The organism is Streptomyces sp. NPDC101237 (genome assembly GCF_044767465.1).
GTDB lineage: Bacteria > Actinomycetota > Actinomycetes > Streptomycetales > Streptomycetaceae > Streptomyces > Streptomyces gramineus.
In genome coordinates, this window is the sequence record NZ_JBIWNY010000009.1 from 23,789 (window position 1) to 39,894 (window position 16,106).

The 16,106-nt window shown below is 72.5% G+C and carries 15 protein-coding genes; 8 read left to right on the plus strand and 7 right to left on the minus strand.

Annotated features, from left to right (window positions below; all coding sequences use genetic code 11):
* Window positions 1–11 precede the first annotated feature (11 nt).
* From ACIRQ9_RS15975 to ACIRQ9_RS15990, 4 genes are all read left to right on the plus strand, one after another.
* On the plus strand, window positions 12–2,519 hold the full coding sequence (locus ACIRQ9_RS15975; RefSeq protein WP_404172560.1) for a nitrate- and nitrite sensing domain-containing protein: 2,508 nt from the start codon (window positions 12–14) through the stop codon (window positions 2,517–2,519).
* Window positions 2,516–2,953, plus strand: coding sequence for a roadblock/LC7 domain-containing protein (locus ACIRQ9_RS15980; RefSeq protein WP_404172562.1), 438 nt, complete (start codon window positions 2,516–2,518; stop codon window positions 2,951–2,953). The genes ACIRQ9_RS15975 and ACIRQ9_RS15980 overlap by 4 nt, the downstream gene beginning before the upstream one ends.
* 16 nt (window positions 2,954–2,969) lie before the next feature.
* On the plus strand, window positions 2,970–3,386 hold the full coding sequence (locus ACIRQ9_RS15985) for a DUF742 domain-containing protein (RefSeq protein ID WP_404172565.1): 417 nt from the start codon (window positions 2,970–2,972) through the stop codon (window positions 3,384–3,386).
* A gap of 155 nt (window positions 3,387–3,541) precedes the next feature.
* Window positions 3,542–4,165: a GTP-binding protein gene (locus ACIRQ9_RS15990; protein WP_404172568.1), complete on the plus strand. Its 624-nt coding sequence runs from the start codon at window positions 3,542–3,544 to the stop codon at window positions 4,163–4,165.
* A gap of 3 nt (window positions 4,166–4,168) precedes the next feature.
* Here the strand turns inward: ACIRQ9_RS15990 and ACIRQ9_RS15995 are convergent, their stop codons facing one another.
* The gene (locus ACIRQ9_RS15995; protein ID WP_404172571.1) at window positions 4,169–4,597 is read right to left on the minus strand and encodes a PPOX class F420-dependent oxidoreductase; all 429 of its coding nucleotides are present in this window, start codon (window positions 4,595–4,597) and stop codon (window positions 4,169–4,171) included.
* Between the two features lie 95 nt (window positions 4,598–4,692).
* Between ACIRQ9_RS15995 and ACIRQ9_RS16000 the strand changes: the two genes are divergently transcribed.
* Together ACIRQ9_RS16000 and ACIRQ9_RS16005 are read left to right on the plus strand one after the other, a co-directional pair.
* Complete coding sequence (locus ACIRQ9_RS16000) at window positions 4,693–5,106, plus strand: roadblock/LC7 domain-containing protein (protein ID WP_404172574.1); 414 nt, start codon at window positions 4,693–4,695, stop codon at window positions 5,104–5,106.
* 126 nt (window positions 5,107–5,232) lie between these two features.
* The gene (locus tag ACIRQ9_RS16005) at window positions 5,233–6,174 is read left to right on the plus strand and encodes a DUF6397 family protein (RefSeq protein ID WP_404172577.1); all 942 of its coding nucleotides are present in this window, start codon (window positions 5,233–5,235) and stop codon (window positions 6,172–6,174) included.
* Here the strand turns inward: ACIRQ9_RS16005 and ACIRQ9_RS16010 are convergent.
* Together ACIRQ9_RS16010 and ACIRQ9_RS16015 are read right to left on the minus strand one after the other, a co-directional pair.
* A complete protein-coding gene (locus tag ACIRQ9_RS16010; protein WP_351322407.1) occupies window positions 6,111–6,977 on the minus strand; it encodes an acyl-CoA thioesterase II in 867 nt (288 codons plus the stop codon). The two genes, ACIRQ9_RS16005 and ACIRQ9_RS16010, sit on opposite strands and share 64 nt — an antisense overlap.
* Window positions 6,978–6,996: 19 nt before the next feature.
* Entirely contained in the window at window positions 6,997–9,510 is a 2,514-nt protein-coding gene (locus ACIRQ9_RS16015; RefSeq protein WP_404172580.1) for a DUF3516 domain-containing protein, read from the minus strand.
* Window positions 9,511–9,655: 145 nt separating this feature from the next.
* On the opposite strand from ACIRQ9_RS16015, the gene ACIRQ9_RS16020 reads away from it, so the two are divergent.
* On the plus strand, window positions 9,656–10,450 hold the full coding sequence (locus tag ACIRQ9_RS16020; RefSeq protein ID WP_404172583.1) for a metal-dependent hydrolase: 795 nt from the start codon (window positions 9,656–9,658) through the stop codon (window positions 10,448–10,450).
* 17 nt (window positions 10,451–10,467) lie between these two features.
* On the opposite strand, the gene ACIRQ9_RS16025 is transcribed toward ACIRQ9_RS16020, so the two are convergent.
* The 4 genes from ACIRQ9_RS16025 to ACIRQ9_RS16040 form a co-directional block, all read right to left on the minus strand.
* Window positions 10,468–10,728: a type B 50S ribosomal protein L31 gene (locus ACIRQ9_RS16025; RefSeq protein WP_404172586.1), complete on the minus strand. Its 261-nt coding sequence runs from the start codon at window positions 10,726–10,728 to the stop codon at window positions 10,468–10,470.
* Between the two features lie 69 nt (window positions 10,729–10,797).
* Complete coding sequence (locus ACIRQ9_RS16030; protein ID WP_404172589.1) at window positions 10,798–11,268, minus strand: DUF5709 domain-containing protein; 471 nt, start codon at window positions 11,266–11,268, stop codon at window positions 10,798–10,800.
* A 195-nt stretch (window positions 11,269–11,463) separates the two neighbouring features.
* The gene (locus tag ACIRQ9_RS16035; protein WP_404172592.1) at window positions 11,464–13,245 is read right to left on the minus strand and encodes an ABC transporter ATP-binding protein; all 1,782 of its coding nucleotides are present in this window, start codon (window positions 13,243–13,245) and stop codon (window positions 11,464–11,466) included.
* Window positions 13,242–15,098 (minus strand): ABC transporter transmembrane domain-containing protein, encoded by a 1,857-nt coding sequence (locus ACIRQ9_RS16040; RefSeq protein ID WP_404172595.1) that lies wholly within the window; start codon window positions 15,096–15,098, stop codon window positions 13,242–13,244. Before ACIRQ9_RS16040 ends, ACIRQ9_RS16035 begins: the two co-directional genes overlap by 4 nt.
* Before the next feature lie 198 nt (window positions 15,099–15,296).
* Between ACIRQ9_RS16040 and ACIRQ9_RS16045 the strand changes: the two genes are divergently transcribed.
* Window positions 15,297–16,091, plus strand: a complete 795-nt coding sequence (locus tag ACIRQ9_RS16045) for a L,D-transpeptidase family protein (RefSeq protein WP_404172598.1) — start codon at window positions 15,297–15,299, stop codon at window positions 16,089–16,091.
* Window positions 16,092–16,106: the final 15 nt, after the last annotated feature.

Genomic DNA, 16,106 nt, shown 5'->3' on the forward strand with positions numbered 1-16,106 from the left:
GCGAGGAGGCCATGCGTACACCGCGAAGGACCCCCACAGCAGGCCCGCAGGAACCGTCCTCGCGCCCGGCCCGAGGCCGCCGCGCGCACGCCGGAGCACCCGCCGACGAACCGGCCGAGGACCTCGCCGCCGCGGCGGGCGGGGGCGCGCCCGCCGGAGGCTGGCGGATCCGGCCGCGGACCGTCCGGGCGAAGGTCGTCTGCCTGCTCATGGTGCCGGTCGTGTCCCTGCTCGCCCTGTGGGCGTACGCCACGGTCACCACCGCGCAGGACGTCTCCCGGCTGCGCCAGTCCCAGCGCGTCGACGCAGCGCTGCGGACTCCGGTCGCCGACGCCGTCGCCGCGCTCCAGGCCGAGCGCACCGCCGCCGTCCGCTATGCCGGCGGTCCCACCACCGCACAGGCCGCCGACCTCAGGACGCTCGGTGCCCGGACCGACAAGGCCGTGGCCGCGCTGCGGCTCGGCAAGGACGGCACCGTCGCCGACAGCGGCGAACTGCCCTCCGGAGTCGCCGGACGCCTGCGGACCTTCGTCACCGGCGCCGCAAGCCTGCCCACCCTGCGGACGGCGGTGCTCGACCGCGGCGCCGGCCGGGACGAGACCTACGAGCGGTACACACGGACCATCGCCACGGCCTTCACCGTCGACGGTGCCCTCAGCGGCGTCCAGGCGGACGACATGGGCGCCGACGCGCGCGTGCTGCTCGAATTCTCCCGCGCGGGAGAGGCACTGGCCCAGGAGGACGCGCTGCTCGCCGGCGCGCGGCGGACCGGCGGCCTGGACGGCACGCGACTGGGCCTGTTCACCGGCGCCGTCGGCGCCCGCCGTGTCCTGACCGACGCGGCCGTCGCCGACCTGCCCGGAGCCCAGCGCACCGCCTGGCGGCGGCTCGCGGAAGGCGACGACTACGCCGCGCTGAGCGCCGCCGAGGACGGCGTCCTCGCGGGCCGCCCCGGAGCGGACGCGCTCGGCGCGGCCCCGGAGACGACGTGGGACAGTGCACACGCGCGCGTGCGGGACGGGATGCGGGCCATCGAGACCGGCACGGCACACGCGGTCGCCGGCCGGTCCGACCCGTTCGCCCGCGGCCTGCTCACCCCGGCCGGCGCGGCCGTCCTGTTCGGCCTCCTCGCGGTGGCCGCATCCCTCGTCATCTCCGTTCGCATCGGACGCGGACTCGTGGTCGAACTGGTCACCCTGCGCAACAGCGCGCTGGAGATCGCCCGGCGAAAGCTGCCCGAGGCGATGCGCAGACTGCGGGCGGGCGAGGAGATCGACGTGCGGGCGGAGACCCCCCAGGGTCCGCCCGCGGAGGACGAGACCGGACAGGTCGTGGAAGCCCTCACCACCGTGCACCGGGCCGCCCTGCGCGCCGCCGTGGAACGCGCCGAACTCGCCAGCGGCATCTCGGGCGTGTTCGTCAATCTCGCCCGCCGCAGCCAGGTGCTGGTCCACCGTCAGCTGAACCTGCTGGACAGCATGGAACGCCGCTCCGACGACCCCAGCGAACTCGGCGACCTGTTCCGCCTGGACCACCTCACCACCCGGATGCGCCGACACGCGGAGAGCCTGATCATCCTCTCCGGGGCGGCACCGGGCCGGGCCTGGCGCACGCCCGTCTCCCTGACCAACGTCGTACGGGCCGCGGTGTCGGAAGTCGAGGACTACGCGCGCGTGGAGGTACGGCAGTTCCCCGAGGCGGCCGTCACGGGCGCGGCCGTGGCCGACCTCACGCACCTGCTGGCCGAACTGGTCGAGAACGCCGCCCAGTTCTCGCCGCCGCACACGCGCGTGCGGGTCTCCGGGGAACCCGTCGGCAACGGTTACGCCCTGGAGGTCGAGGACCGCGGGCTCGGCATGGGCCAGGAGACGCTCGCCGAGGCCAACCGGCGCATCGAGCAGTCCGAGGCCCTCGACCTGTTCGACAGCGATCGGCTCGGCCTGTTCGTCGTCAGCCGGCTCGCGGCCCGCCACGGCATCGGAGTACACCTGCGGACGTCTCCCTACGGAGGCACCACCGCGGTCGTCCTGGTGCCGAAGACCCTGCTGCACGGCGGTCCGCCGGAACGTTCCGGCCGTCAGGCCGTCGGCATCCGACAGGTATCGGCACGCGAGCACGCACGCGTGCCCGGCACCGACCTGCCGCCCGCCGAGGCCCCCGCCGCCCGCCCCGCGATCGCCGCGACGCACCCCGTCCGCACCGGCGTCCACCCGGCACCCGAACCATCACCCCCCGGAGTCACGACCTTGAGGCCACACCGCCCACCGCACGACTCCGATACCCGCGACGACGACCTCCCGCGCCGGGTACGCCAGGCGAACCTCGCCCCCCAACTGCGCGACCCGCGCGCCGAAGAACCCGAGCCCGCCCGAAGCGCGGACGAGCGCACCCCCGAACTCGTCCGCGCACGCATGACGGCCTACCGCGACGGCTGGGCGCGGGGCGGCGGCAGGCAACCCGGCCGCGCCACACCGGAACACGACCACGCCACCGACCGCACCGAAGGAGACCACGCATGATCCAGGACCCCGGCATGAGGGCCGACCGCCGATCCGGTGAACTCGACTGGCTGCTGGACGACCTGGTGCTGCGCGTCGAGGAGGTACGGCACGCGGTGGTGCTCTCCAACGACGGCCTCGCCGTCGGCGCCTCGACCGCCCTCGGACGGGAGGACGCCGAGCACCTGGCCGCCGTCGCATCCGGCTTCAACAGTCTCGCCAAGGGCACGGGACGGCACTTCGGGGCGGGCGGGGTGCGACAGACGATGGTCGAGATGGACGACGCCTTCCTCTTCGTGGCCGCCGCGGGCGACGGCTCCTGCCTCGCCGTGCTCACCGCCGTCACCGCCGACATCGGCCTGGTCGCCTACGAGATGGCGCGCCTGGTCAAACGCGTCGGCGAGCACCTGCGCACCGCACCGCGGGTCGGCGCCCGGCCGCCCGCCGCCGGCTGACCCGGAAGCGTCCCCGATGACCGAGAACACGACGGGCACCCCGCTCGACGAGCAGGGCAGCCAGTGGTACGACGGCGAGGCAGGGCCCCTCGTGCGCCCCTACGCCATGACCGGCGGCCGCACCAGATCCGGCCCCGCCGGAGTCCGGTTCGACCTCATCGCCCTGGTCTCGCTGGACCCGGGCGCGCGCGGAGCCGACGACGGCATGGCGCTCGGCCCCGAACACCGGACGCTGATCGAGCTGTGCCGGACGGAAACGCAGTCCGTCGCCGAACTCGCCGCGGACGCGGACCTGCCGGTGGGCGTGGTCCGGGTCCTCCTGGGTGATCTGCTGGAAATGGGCTGCGTCACCGTGAGCCGGCCGGTGCCGCCGGCCCAGCTTCCCGACGAACGGATCCTGCACGAGGTCATCGCGGGATTGCGAGCACTGTAGACGAGCAACCGGAAGCAACCGGGCGCGTCTCGGTCAGAACAGACGCGTTTCGGTCCCATCGCCCGCTGGGGAACAGCGGTTGCCATGCTGCTGGCTCCGCCGCCCGAGGTTCCCGGGCAGGCCGTCCGCAGCCGGCCCACACGAGAGAAGTGATCATGGTCTCCGAGTACTCCGAGTCCGCCGCCGACGAGTCCGCCGCCGACGACGACGGATCGGCCCTGGCCCTGAAGATTCTGGTGGCCGGCGGTTTCGGCGTCGGAAAGACGACCCTGGTCGGTGCCGTCAGCGAGATCCGGCCGCTGCGCACCGAGGAGATGCTCAGCGAGGCCGGCCAACTGGTGGACGACACCGACGGCGTGGACCACAAGGTCACCACCACCGTCGCCATGGACTTCGGACGCATCACCATCCGCTCCGGGCTCTCCCTGTACCTCTTCGGGACCCCGGGGCAGGACCGATTCTGGTTCCTGTGGGACGAGTTGTCGCAAGGAGCCCTCGGCGCCGTCGTCCTCGCCGACACCCGCCGCCTGGAGGACTGCTTCCCGGCGGTCGACTACTTCGAGCACCGGCACATCCCCTTCGTCGTCGCCGTCAACTGCTTCGTCGGCGCGAGGTCCTACGGAGCGCTCGACGTCTCCCGCGCCCTGGACCTCGAACGGGGCACGCCCGTGGTGCTGTGCGACGCCCGGGACCGGGACTCCGGCAAGGAGGTGCTGGTGCGGCTCGTCGAGTACGCCGGGCGGATGCACACCGCCCGGCTCCTGGACTCGGTGAGCTGAGCGTCAGGCGGCGAGGTCCTTCATCGCCACCACCTTCTCCACGGTGACCCGCACGAGCAGTTCGCCCGGGACGCCGTTGCGGGCGCCGAACTCCTCCGCACGGTCCTCTCCCATGTAACGGCCCGCGATGCGGGCGGCCCAGTCACGCAACGCGCCGGGTTCCTCCGACAGCCGGGCGGTCCCGTTCAGGACCACGAAATGGAAAGGGGGCCGGTCGTCGTCCACGCACAGGGCGACCCGCGCGTCCCGGGCCAGGTTCCGCCCCTTCACCGTCTCCTTGCCGGTGTTGAAGACCAGTTCGTCGCCGTCCAGCAGGAACCACACGGGCGCCACGTGCGGACTGCCGTCGGCGTTGACGGTGGACAGCTTGCCGGTGCGGGTGCCGTGCGAGACGAACGCCCGCCATTCCTCGTCGGTCATCTTCTGTGCCATGCGGCCATCCTCCTTGCCCGGACGCCGGTGGTGGGGAAGGCTGGCGGGGAGATCCTCCAGCCAGGGGGAGACGGCACACGGGGAGAGACCAGGAGATGGCGCAGAACCAGGGACTGGGCTGGCTGCTCGACGACCTGACCGAGCGCGTGGAGCACGTACGGCACGCGCTGATCCTGTCGAACGACGGGCTGGTCACCGGGGCGAGCACCGGACTTCGCCGGGAGGACGCGGAGCATCTGGCCGCCGTCGCCTCCGGGCTGCACAGCCTCGCCAAGGGCTCCGGACGGCACTTCGGCGCCGGCCAGGTCCGCCAGACGATGATCGAGTACGACGACGCGGTCCTCTTCGTCACCGCCGCCGGGACCGGCAGCTGCCTGTGCGTGCTCAGCGGCGCCGAGGCGGACATCGGCCAGATCGCCTACGAGATGACCCTGCTCGTCAACCGGGTCGGCGAACACCTCGGCGTGGACGTCAGGCAACCCGAGCGCTCCTCCGCAGTAGACCTCTGACCTGCTGATTCATCCCCTGCTGCGGAGTTGTCCACAGGCCCGCCAGGAGATCCGCCGGAGCGGCTACGGTTTTTCCACGGCGAGCGCATCCGGCGCGAGCCACCCGCTCCACGGGGGAGTACGACCATGTCCGCCACCGCCACCGCCACCGCCATCGCCCGACCCCGCCCGCTGCACCACACCTTCGGCCGCGCCGCCCGCGAACTGGGCCTCAGGCGAGGTGAGTTCGACCTCGCGGTGCATCTCGGCCGGATCCGCACGGTGCCCGACGAGGGAGGCGGAGGCCGGCGCGTCGCCCGCGCCGAGATCGAACGGCTCCGCGACCGGGCGGACGAACTCCGCGAGAGCGTGCGAGCCGTCGGCACCACCGAGGGCGCGGCGCTGTTGGGGATCCCCTCGGGCCGGTTCACCCGCTTCGCGAAACTCGGCCTGGTGACCCCCGTGAACTGGTACCCGAACCGCTACCGGGCCGTGGTCTGGCTCTACCTGGCGGCGGAGCTGCGGCAGTTCGCGGCCGACGAGAAGAACGCCGTGCTGCTCACCGGCCCCACGCCCGGGGAACTGCGGGACCGGCTCAGGGCGGGGGCGGACCAACGGGCCCGCAACTGGCGCGGACGCCACTGCGGATTCCTGTTGAGGGCCGCGGACGGACCGTGGGAGCGGGCCGGCGCGCTGGCCGGTTTCCTGGACCCCGACGAGATCGACGACGTCCTGACGGATCCTCATGAGCGTGCGCACGTGAAGGCGCTCCGGGCCGCCCCGCCCGCTCACGGGGCACCGGGGTCACCGAGCGCGCAGCTCGCCGAGGACCTGATGACGGCGGACGAACCGGACGAGATCGACTGGCTCCGCAACGACCTGGCACGGGTCGTGGCGGAAGCCCGCACGGTCCGGCCCGCGCCCCGCCCCGCCCCGCGGCCGCACCAGGCCGCCACCCGGCCACCGCTCCCCGCGCCGGCGCGAGCCGAGCAGCCGCGTGGCCTGCGCGGCTTGATGCGCCTGTACTACAGGGCCCTGAACAGCCCTTCCTGCACGACCGACACCAGCAGCCGTCCCTCCAGGTCGTAGACCCGTCCGCGGGCGAGGCCCAGCCCGCCGGTGGCGATGGGTGACTCCTGCTCGTACAGGAACCACTCGTCGGCACGGAACGGCCGGTGGAACCACATGGCGTGGTCCAGGGAGGCCATGTCGAAGTTCCGCGGCCCCCACAGCGGCTCGACGGGGACCCGCACCGCGTCCAGCAGGGTCATGTCGCTGGCGTAGGTCAGCGCGCAGGTGTGCACCAGCGGATCGTCGCCCAGCGGACCGACCGCGCGCATCCACACCGCGCTGCGCGGCTCGGCGCCCGCTATCTCCTCGGTGTTCCAGCGCAGCCGGTCGACATAACGGATGTCGAAGGGCTGGCGGCGCGCCATCCGTTCCAGCTGCTCGGGCAGCTCGCCCAGATGCTTGCGGATCTCCTCTGCGAGGGTCGGCAGCGAGTCCGGGTGCGGCACCGTGCGGGCCGGCGGCAGCTGGTGTTCAAAAGCTCCCACCTCAGGCTTGTGGAAGGAGGCGGTCAGATTGAAGATCGTGCGGCCCTGCTGCACGGCGGTGACCCGGCGCGTGGTGAACGACCGCCCGTCCCGGATCCGTTCGACCTGGTACACGATCGGCACGCCCGGCCGGCCCGGGCGCAGGAAGTACGCGTGCAGCGAGTGCACCGGCCGGTCGCCCTCCGTGGTGCGGCCGGCGGCGACCAGCGCCTGGCCCGCCACCTGGCCGCCGAAGACCCGCTGGATGGACTCCTGGGGGCTGCGGCCACGGAAGATGTTGACCTCGATCTGCTCCAGGTCGAGCAGGTCGACCAGTCTCTCGGCCGGGTTGGTCATGGGTGCTGTTCTCCTGTGGTCAGAGCTGGCCGACATCGGTGACGCGGACGACCGCGCGGCCCTCGGCGTCGGACGCCGTCAGGTCGATCTCCGCGCTGATGCCCCAGTCGTGGTCGCCGTTCGGGTCGTCGAAGATCTGCCGGACGCGCCACAGCGCGTTCTCCGGTTCCTCCTTGATCACGAGCAGTTTGGGACCGCGTGCGTCGGGACCGGTGCCCAGGTCCTCGTACTCGTCCCAGTACGCGTCCATCGCCTCGCCCCAGGCCTCGGCGTCCCAGCCGGCCTCCGCGTCCATCTCGCCCAGCTCCTCGACATGGTCGAGAGCGGCCAGCTCCACCCGGCGGAACATCGCGTTGCGCACCAGCACCCTGAAGGCGCGCGCGTTGGCGGTGACCGGCTTGACCTCGTCGGCCTTCTCCTGGGCCTCCTCGGCGGTCATCTCCTCCGGGTTGGCGAGCTGCTCCCACTCGTCCAGCAGGCTGGAGTCGACCTGCCGGACCATCTCGCCCAGCCACTCGATCAGGTCCTGCAGGTCCTCGGACTTGAGGTCGTCCGGGATGTTGTGGTCCAGCGTCTTGTACGCGCTCGCCAGGTAGCGCAGCACGATGCCCTCGGTGCGGGCCAGTTCGTAGAAGGACACCAACTCGGTGAAGGACATGGCCCGTTCGTACATGTCCCGGATGACCGACTTCGGCGACAGCGGATGGTCACCGACCCAGGGGTGGCTCTTGCGGTAGGTGTCGTAGGCGTGGAACAGCAGCTCTTCCAGGGGCTTCGGGTAGGAGATGTCCTGGAGGCGCTCCATGCGCTCCTCGTACTCGACGCCGTCCGCCTTCATCGCGGCCACCGCCTCGCCCTTCGCCTTGTTCAGCTGGGCGACCAGGATCTGCCGCGGGTCGTCGAGGGTGGACTCGACGACGGACACCATGTCGAGCGCGTAGGACGGCGATTCGGGGTCGAGGAGCTCGAACGCGGCCAGGGCGAACGTGGACAGCGGCTGGTTGAGCGCGAAGTCCTGCTGGAGATCGACCGTGAGGCGGACGATCCGGCCGGTCGCGTCCGGCTCGTCCAGCTTCTCGACGATGCCGCCGTCGAGGAGCGAGCGGTAGATGGCGATCGCTCGGCGGATGTGCCGCAGCTGCTGCTTGCGCGGCTCGTGGTTGTCCTCCAGCAGATGGCGCATCGCCTCGAAGGCGTTGCCCGGCCGGGCGATCACCGACAGCAGCATCGTGTGCGTCACCCGGAAACGCGACGTCAGCGGCTCCGGCTCGGACGCGATCAGCTTCTCGAACGTGGTCTCCGACCACGCGACGAAGCCCTCCGGCGCCTTCTTGCGCACCACCTTGCGCCGCTTCTTCGGGTCGTCGCCCGCCTTCGCCAGCGCCTTCTCGTTCTCGATGACGTGCTCGGGCGCCTGCGCGACCACGAGTCCGGCCGTGTCGAAGCCGGCCCGGCCCGCGCGCCCGGCGATCTGGTGGAACTCACGGGCGCGCAGGGTGCGCACCCGGTTGCCGTCGTACTTGGTGAGGGCGGTGAACAGCACGGTACGGATGGGCACGTTGACGCCCACGCCCAGGGTGTCGGTGCCGCAGATGACCTTCAGCAGGCCCGCCTGCGCGAGCTTCTCCACCAGCCGCCGGTACTTCGGCAGCATGCCGGCGTGATGGACGCCGATGCCGTGCCGGACGTACCGGGAGAGGTTGCGGCCGAACTTGGTGGTGAAGCGGAAGTTGCCGATCAGCTCGGCGATCTGCTCCTTCTCCTCCTTCGAGCACATGTTGATGCTCATCAGCGCCTGCGCCCGCTCCACGGCCTGCGCCTGCGTGAAGTGCACGATGTACACCGGCGCCTGCCTGCTCTCCAGCAGCTCGGTGAGCGTCTCGGTGAGCGGGGTGAACTTGTACTCGTAGGACAGCGGCACCGGGCGGGTCGCCGAACGCACCACCGAGGTGGGGCGGCCGGTGCGGCGGGCGAGATCCTCCTCGAAGAAGGAGACGTCGCCGAGGGTCGCGGACATCAGGATGAACTGCGCCTGCGGCAGTTCGAGGAGTGGGATCTGCCACGCCCACCCGCGGTCGCCCTCGGCGTAGAAGTGGAACTCGTCCATGACGACCTGGCCGACGTCCGCCTGCCTGCCGTCGCGCAGCGCGATCGAGGCGAGCACCTCGGCGGTGCAGCAGATGACGGGCGCGTCGGAGTTCACGGAGGCGTCGCCGGTGAGCATGCCCACGTTCTCGGTGCCGAAGATCTTGCACAGCTCGAAGAACTTCTCCGACACCAGCGCCTTGATCGGTGCCGTGTAGAAGGTGACCTCGTCCCGGGCCAGGGCGGCGAAGTGCGCGCCCGCGGCGATCATGCTCTTGCCGGAGCCGGTCGGTGTCGACACGATCACGTTCGCCCCGGAGACCGCCTCGATCAGCGCCTCCTCTTGGTGGGGGTAGAGCGTGAGACCGCGCTCCTGCGCCCAGGCCTCGAAGGCTTCGTACAGGGCGTCGGGGTCGGCGGTCGGCGGCAGTCGATCGATGAGGGTCACGCACCCATCTTGCCTGGCCCGACCCCCGAGGGGGGAATCGGCTTCGAGGTTGATGATCACGACGCCTATGCTGTGTCGCCGACGGAGCGTCATCGCACCCGGTCAACTGGACAGCGGCATACGAGGAATGGGGCGCACAGCGGCCATGATGGGACCAGCACACTCACTGTCGGGAGCCGCCGCCTGGCTCGGCGTAGGAGCCGCGGCCGCCGCGGCCGGGCACGGGATGCCCTGGCCGGTGCTCCTGGTCGGAGCGCTGATCTGCGCCGGCGCCGCACTGGCCCCGGATCTAGATCACAAGGCCGCCACCATCTCGCGCGCCTTCGGACCGCTGTCACGGTGGCTGTGCGAGATCGTGGACAAGATCTCCTACGCCGTCTACAAGTCGACCCGGAAGCCGGGCGACCCGCGCCGCAACGGCGGGCACCGGACCCTCACCCACACCTGGGTGTGGGCGGTGCTGATCGGCGGCGGCTGTTCCGCCGCGGCGATCCTCGGCGGCCGCTGGGCGGTGCTGGCGATCCTCTTCGCCCACATGGTGCTGGCCATCGAGGGCCTGCTGTGGCGGGCCGCCCGCGGCTCCAGCAGCGACGTGCTGGTGTGGCTGCTGGCCGCGACCAGCGCCTGGATCCTCGCGGGCATCCTGGACAAGCCGCACAACGGCTCGGACTGGCTGTTCACCCAGCCCGGCCAGGAGTACCTGTGGCTGGGGCTGCCGGTGGTGCTGGGGGCGCTGGTCCACGACATCGGCGACGCGCTGACGGTCTCCGGCTGCCCGATCCTGTGGCCCATCCCGATCGGCCGCAAGCGGTGGTACCCGATCGGCCCGCCGAAGGTGATGCGGTTCCGCGCAGGCAGCTGGGTCGAGCTGAAGGTGCTGATGCCGGTCTTCATGGTGCTGGGCGGCATAGGCGGCGCGGCCGCCCTGAACATGATCTGACCGCGGCACTGCCGGGGTCAGCCGGCCTCTGGGGAGCCTCCTCCGTAGCGCCGCTCGAAGGCGGCGACACGGCCCTCGGTGTCCACCGTGCGGGCCTTCCCGGTGTAGAAGGGGTGGCTCTCGGAGGAGATCTCCACGTCGACCACCGGGTAGGTGTGGCCGTCGTCCCAGTCGATGGTCTGGTCGCTGGTCGCGGTGGACCGGGTCAGGAAGGCGTATCCGGCGGCGCGGTCGCGGAAGACCACGGGGTGGTAGTCGGGCTGCTTGTCCTGCTGCATGGCGACTCCTCTGACGAGGCGGACAGGGCGGACGGGGCAGTCGGGGCTGTCGGACAGAGGGGCGCGGCGTCAGCCGTAGGCGGTGTCCTCGTCGACGATGTGCATCGCGGCCTCCTCGGCGGAGGCCCCGGCGCCGTCGATCCCCACGTCGGTGGCGACCAGACAGTCCTCGTCGTCCTCGTGAGCGCCCTCGTCGGGTGCCACGAGGCGGCCGGAGCGCAGATGGCCGACCTCGTTGTCCAGGGGTTCGCCGTCGGTGCCCTGGCAGTCGCCGATGCCGTCGCCGTCGGGGGCCTCCGGATCGGGCAGCTCCTCGGCGAGCCGCTGGTCCAGGGTCTCGCCCCGGTGGCCCTCGGCAGCGGTCACCCCGGTGTGCTGCACGGCCCACGGCCGCTCGGGCGGGGACCAGCCCCGGTCCAGCGGATCGGTGACGCCGTCGGACTCCAGCGTGTCCTCCACGTCGAGCAGTCCCGTGTCCTCGCGGATCTCGGAGCCGTCGGGCTGGTAGACGTCGTCCCCCCATCCGTCGGTGGTGGTCACGGCTACCTCCAGGGAGTGAGGCGGCGGTCCGATCGGCGGGCCGCCGGCACGCTCGGCACGGGACTCGCGCGCCGCGAACCCTCCGGTTCCCGGCCCGCCCCCGAACCGGTGCCGCTCTCCAGCCTTCCACCCCTGCTCGTACCCGCGCAACGGCACGGGGCGCGACCTGTGGCGCGCACCCCGTGCCACGGCAGGTCACCCGTGCCAGGACCGCCACAGCGCCGCGTAGGCGCCGTCCGCCGCCACCAGCTCGTCATGGCTGCCCAGCTCGCTGATCCGGCCGCTCTCGACCACGGCGATGACGTCCGCGTCGTGCGCGGTGTGCAGCCGGTGGGCGATGGCGACCACGGTCCGGCCGTCGAGGACCCGGGCCAGGGAGCGCTCCAGGTGGCGGGCCGCCCGCGGGTCCAGGAGCGAGGTCGCCTCGTCCAGGACGAGGGTGTGCGGGTCGGCCAGCACCAGCCGGGCCAGCGCGATCTGCTGGGCCTGCGCCGGGGTCAGCGTGAGGCCGCCGGAACCCACCTCCGTCTCCAGGCCCTGCTCCAGGGCCCGTGCCCAGCCGTCCGCGTCGACGGCGCCGAGGGCCGCCCACAGCTCGGCGTCCTCGGCACCTGCCTTGGCGAGCAGCAGGTTGTCGCGCAGGGAGCCCACGAAGACGTGGTGCTCCTGGTTGACGAGGGCGACGTGGGAGCGGACCCGTTCGGCGGTCATCCGGGACAGCTCGGCGCCGCCGAGGGTGATCCGGCCGTCGCGGGGTGCGTAGATCCCGGCGAGCAGCCGGCCCAGGGTGGACTTCCCGGCACCCGAGGGGCCGACCAGGGCGAGCCGGGTGCCGGGCGCGACCTCCAGGGAGACCCGGCGCAGCACGTCGACGCCCTGCAGGTAGCCGAAGCGGACCTCCTCGGCGTGCACCTTGCGGCCGGTCGGCGTCAGCGACGCGTCGCCGGGGTCCGGCTCGATGTCCCGCACCCCGACCAGCCGGGCCAGCGACACGTGGGCGATCTGCACCTCGTCGTACCAGCGCAGGATCAGGTTGACCGGTTCGACGAGCATCTGGGCGATGAGGGCGCCCGTGGTCAGCTGGCCCACGTCGAGCCGGCCGTGCAGGACGAGGACACCTCCGATCAGCAGCACCGAGCCGAGCACGGTGGTGTGGGTGGCATTGGTCACCGGGAAGAGCACCGACCGCAGCCACAGCGTGTACCGCTCCCAGGCGGTCCATTCCTTGATCCGGCGGTCGGACAGGGCGATGCGGCGGGCACCGAGCCGGTGCGCCTCGATGGTGCGCCCGGCGTCCACGGACTCGGTGAGGGCGGCGGCCACGGACGCGTATCCGGCGGCTTCGGACCGGTAGGCGGAGGGGGCCCGCCGGAAGTACCAGCGACAGCCGACGACCAGGACGGGCAGGGCGAGCAGCACGGCGGCGGCCAGCGGCGGCGCCGTGACCACGAGCCCGCCGAGCAGCAGCACCACCCACACGAAGCCGATCGACAGCTGCGGCACGGCCTCCCGCATCGCGTTGGCGAGCCGGTCGATGTCGGTGGTGATCCGGGACAGCAGATCGCCGGTGCCCGCCCGCTCCAGGACGCCCGGCGGCAGCCCGACCGACCGGACGAGGAAGTCCTCGCGCAGGTCGGCGAGCATCCGTTCGCCGAGCACGGCACCGCGCAGCCGCACCTCGCGCACGAAGACGGCCTGGACGGCGAGCGCGAGCACGAACAGACCGATGGTCAGGCCCAGATGCAGTTCGCGGGCGTCGTCGGACACCCGTTCGATCAGCCCGCCGAGCAGGTACGGCCCGACCATGGAGGCGACCACGGCCACCGTGTTGACCAGCACCAGGACGAGGAAGGCCCGGCGGTGCCGGCGGAACAGCTCGGCCACGTAGGCGCGCACGGTCGCGGCGGCGCCGACGGGCAGGGTGGCTGCCGTGGTCGGAGCCGCCGGGTCGTAGTCCGGTGGAGGGACGCCGATCATGCGCTTTCCTCGATCTCTTCCAGCGCGCCGCCGCGCGGCGCGGTCTCCCTGTGCCCGTGCGTCCCGAGCGCGTCGTCCCGAGCGGAGGTGTCCTCGTCGTTCGTGTTCCGGAGGGCGGCTTCGGCGGCCGTCTCCCGGGTGACGACCGCCCGGTACCGGGGCTCGGTGGCCAGCAGCTCGCGGTGCGTTCCGACCGCTTCGACCTCGCCCTCGTGGACGAGGACCACCCGGTCGGCCCGGTCGAGCAGCAGCGGCGAGGAGGTGAACAGCACCGTCGTGCGGCCGGATCGCACCTCGCGGACGCCCTCCGCGATCCGTGCCTCGGTGTGCGAGTCGACGGCGGAGGTCGGCTCGTCCAGGACGAGCACCTCGGGATCGGTGATCAGTGACCGGGCGAGCGCGAGCCGCTGGCGCTGGCCGCCGGACAGCGAGCGGCCTCGCTCGGTGATCCGGGCGTCCAGCGGGTCGGTGACGTCGAGCGAGCCCTGGACCAGGGCCTCCAGGACGTCCGCGCACTGGGCGGCGGCCAGCGCGTCCGCGGCCCGGACGGCGCCGGAGGCCGGCACGTCGAGCAGCTCGCGCAGCGAACCGGAGAGCAGCACCGGGTCCTTGTCCTGGACGAGCACGGCGGTGCGGGCGGTCCGCAGCGGCAGTTCGTCGAGGGGGACCCCGCCGAGCAGCACGGAGGGGCCGGCCTCGGCGGGGTGGCCGCCGAGCCGTTCCGCGAGCCGGCCGGCGGCGTCGGGGTCGCCGCAGACCACGGCGGTCAGCCGGCCCGCGGGGGCCAGCAGACCGGTGTCCGGGTCGTACAGGTCGCCGTGCGGCATCGCGTCCGCGCGCGAGCCGCCGGTGTCCGTGGCCCGGTCCAGGGAGAGCACCCGGGCGGCCCGCTGCGCGGAGGGCCGCGAGAAGGAGTACGCCATGGCGATCTCGGTGAAGTGCTGCAGCGGATAGTTCAGGATCATGACCGAGCTGTAGACGGTGACCAGTTCGCCGACGGTGACCCGGCCCTGCCGGGCGAGGTGGACGCCGTGCCAGACCACCGCGATCAGCAGCAGGCCGGGCACCAGCACCTGGATCGCGGCGATCAGGGACCACATCCGGGCGCTGCGCACGGCGGCCCGCCGCACCTCCTGGGAGGCCCGCCGGTAGCGGTCGAGGAAGAGGTCCTCGCCGCCGATGCCGCGCAGCACCCGCAGCCCCGCCACGGTGTCCGAGGCCAGCTCGGTGGCCCGTCCCGCCTTCGCCCGCTGGAGGTCGGCGCGCCGGGTCGCCCGGGGCAGCAGCGGCAGCACGGCCAGCGCCACCAGGGGCAGCCCGGCCGCGACCACCCAGCCGAGGGCGGGCTGGTAGAAGAGCAGACCCACGCCGACCACGACGACGGTCAGGGCGGCCGCGGTGAACCGGGAGACCGCCTCGACGAACCAGCCGATCTTCTCGACATCACCGGTGGAGACGGCGACCACCTCGCCGGCCGCCACCCGGCGGGTCAGCGCCGAGCCGAGCCGGGTGGCCTTGCGGGCGAGCAGTTGCTGGACGCGGGCGGCGGCGGTGATCCAGTTGGTGACGGCGGCCCGGTGCAGGAAGGTGTCGCCGACGGCGATCGCCGCGCCGCACAGCAGGAGCAGACCGCCCGTCAGCGCCAGCCGGGTGCCGGAGCGGTCGACGACGGCCTGGACGGCGAACCCCACGCAGAAGGGCAGCGCGGAGACGGCCCCGAAGTGCAGCAGACCCCAGGCCAGCGCCTTGAACTGGCCACCCAGCTGGTTCCGCCCGAGCCACCACAGGAAGCGTGGACCCGATCGTGCGTCCGGCACGCCCGGATCGGAGTACGGAAGATCTTGAATCTGCATGACGTCCCAGTGGCTCGTGTCAGGGGAAGAAGGTGGCGACAAGCCGTGAAAGGTTCGCGTCGGGACGTGGTCGAAATCAAACGGTTTTCCTGGACGATCTGCGGAATCCACCGTCTTCCGGCCAGGGTTGCCGTCCAACACGCGGCATGCAGGGAGAAGATAATCAAATGTGACGGTATGTGATGTCAGGATGGCCGGGTGCAGACCAAGAGCGTTCGGCGTACGGCGGCCGTGACGGTGGTGTCCTTCACGGCCGTGCTGGTGGCCCTCGGCGGTTGCGGAAGTCCGCAGGAAGGCGACGGCGCGAAGAACGGCGTACCGGCGGAGCCCGGCGGAACCGCCGCCGTGTCCGGAGCGGCCGCCGCGGGCCGGACCGGGCGGCCGGAGCCGGTCGTGCCCGCGGGCGACCCGGCCGCGCTGCCCGGCGTGGGCGGGCGGCTGCGCGCGGCGATCCCCGCAGACTCCCGCCAGGCCCTGGTCGTGTACGGCGAGGGACAGGACTCGGCCGACGCCACGGTCGTCCTCTACGCCCTGGAGGACGACGGGTGGCGCCCGCTGGGCAGCTGGGCAGCGCACAACGGGCGCGACGGCTGGACCACCGACCACCACGCGGGTGACGGGCGCAGCCCGGTCGGGGTGTTCACCGTCACCGACGCGGGAGGCGTGCTCCCCGACCCGGGCACGCGACTCGCCTACACCCACGACCAGGCCGCCTACGCGCCGCCGTCCTACTGGAGTCCGGCCTACCGGCACGACTTCGACTACGTCATCGCCATCGACTACAACCGGCTGCGGGGCGCGCCGCCGCACGACGCCACCCGCCCCTGGGGTGCCGCGCGGGGCGGCAAGATCTGGCTCCACCTCGACCACGGCAGCGGCACCTCGGCCTGTATCGGTCTCCCGCGGGAGGCCATGCGGTTCCTGCTCCGCACGCTCGACCCGGCCCGCGATCCCGTCGTGGTGATGGGGGACCGGGTGAACCTGACCGCATAGCGGGACCGCGGGTGC

What these genes read in the sequence shown, in the direction of transcription:
- ACIRQ9_RS15975 (WP_404172560.1), top strand. Translation starts at nt 12, where the DNA reads ATGCGTACACCGCGAAGGACCCCCACAGCAGGCCCGCAGGAACCGTCC.
- ACIRQ9_RS16010 (WP_351322407.1), bottom strand. Translation starts at nt 6,977, where the DNA reads ATGACCAACCCGGCCGAGAGACTGGTCGACCTGCTCGACCTGGAGCAG.
- ACIRQ9_RS16020 (WP_404172583.1), top strand. Translation starts at nt 9,656, where the DNA reads ATGATGGGACCAGCACACTCACTGTCGGGAGCCGCCGCCTGGCTCGGC.
- ACIRQ9_RS15995 (WP_404172571.1), bottom strand. Translation starts at nt 4,597, where the DNA reads ATGGCACAGAAGATGACCGACGAGGAATGGCGGGCGTTCGTCTCGCAC.
- ACIRQ9_RS15980 (WP_404172562.1), top strand. Translation starts at nt 2,516, where the DNA reads ATGATCCAGGACCCCGGCATGAGGGCCGACCGCCGATCCGGTGAACTC.
- ACIRQ9_RS16000 (WP_404172574.1), top strand. Translation starts at nt 4,693, where the DNA reads ATGGCGCAGAACCAGGGACTGGGCTGGCTGCTCGACGACCTGACCGAG.
- ACIRQ9_RS16025 (WP_404172586.1), bottom strand. Translation starts at nt 10,728, where the DNA reads ATGCAGCAGGACAAGCAGCCCGACTACCACCCCGTGGTCTTCCGCGAC.
- ACIRQ9_RS15990 (WP_404172568.1), top strand. Translation starts at nt 3,542, where the DNA reads ATGGTCTCCGAGTACTCCGAGTCCGCCGCCGACGAGTCCGCCGCCGAC.
- ACIRQ9_RS15985 (WP_404172565.1), top strand. Translation starts at nt 2,970, where the DNA reads ATGACCGAGAACACGACGGGCACCCCGCTCGACGAGCAGGGCAGCCAG.
- ACIRQ9_RS16040 (WP_404172595.1), bottom strand. Translation starts at nt 15,098, where the DNA reads ATGCAGATTCAAGATCTTCCGTACTCCGATCCGGGCGTGCCGGACGCA.
- ACIRQ9_RS16005 (WP_404172577.1), top strand. Translation starts at nt 5,233, where the DNA reads ATGTCCGCCACCGCCACCGCCACCGCCATCGCCCGACCCCGCCCGCTG.
- ACIRQ9_RS16035 (WP_404172592.1), bottom strand. Translation starts at nt 13,245, where the DNA reads ATGATCGGCGTCCCTCCACCGGACTACGACCCGGCGGCTCCGACCACG.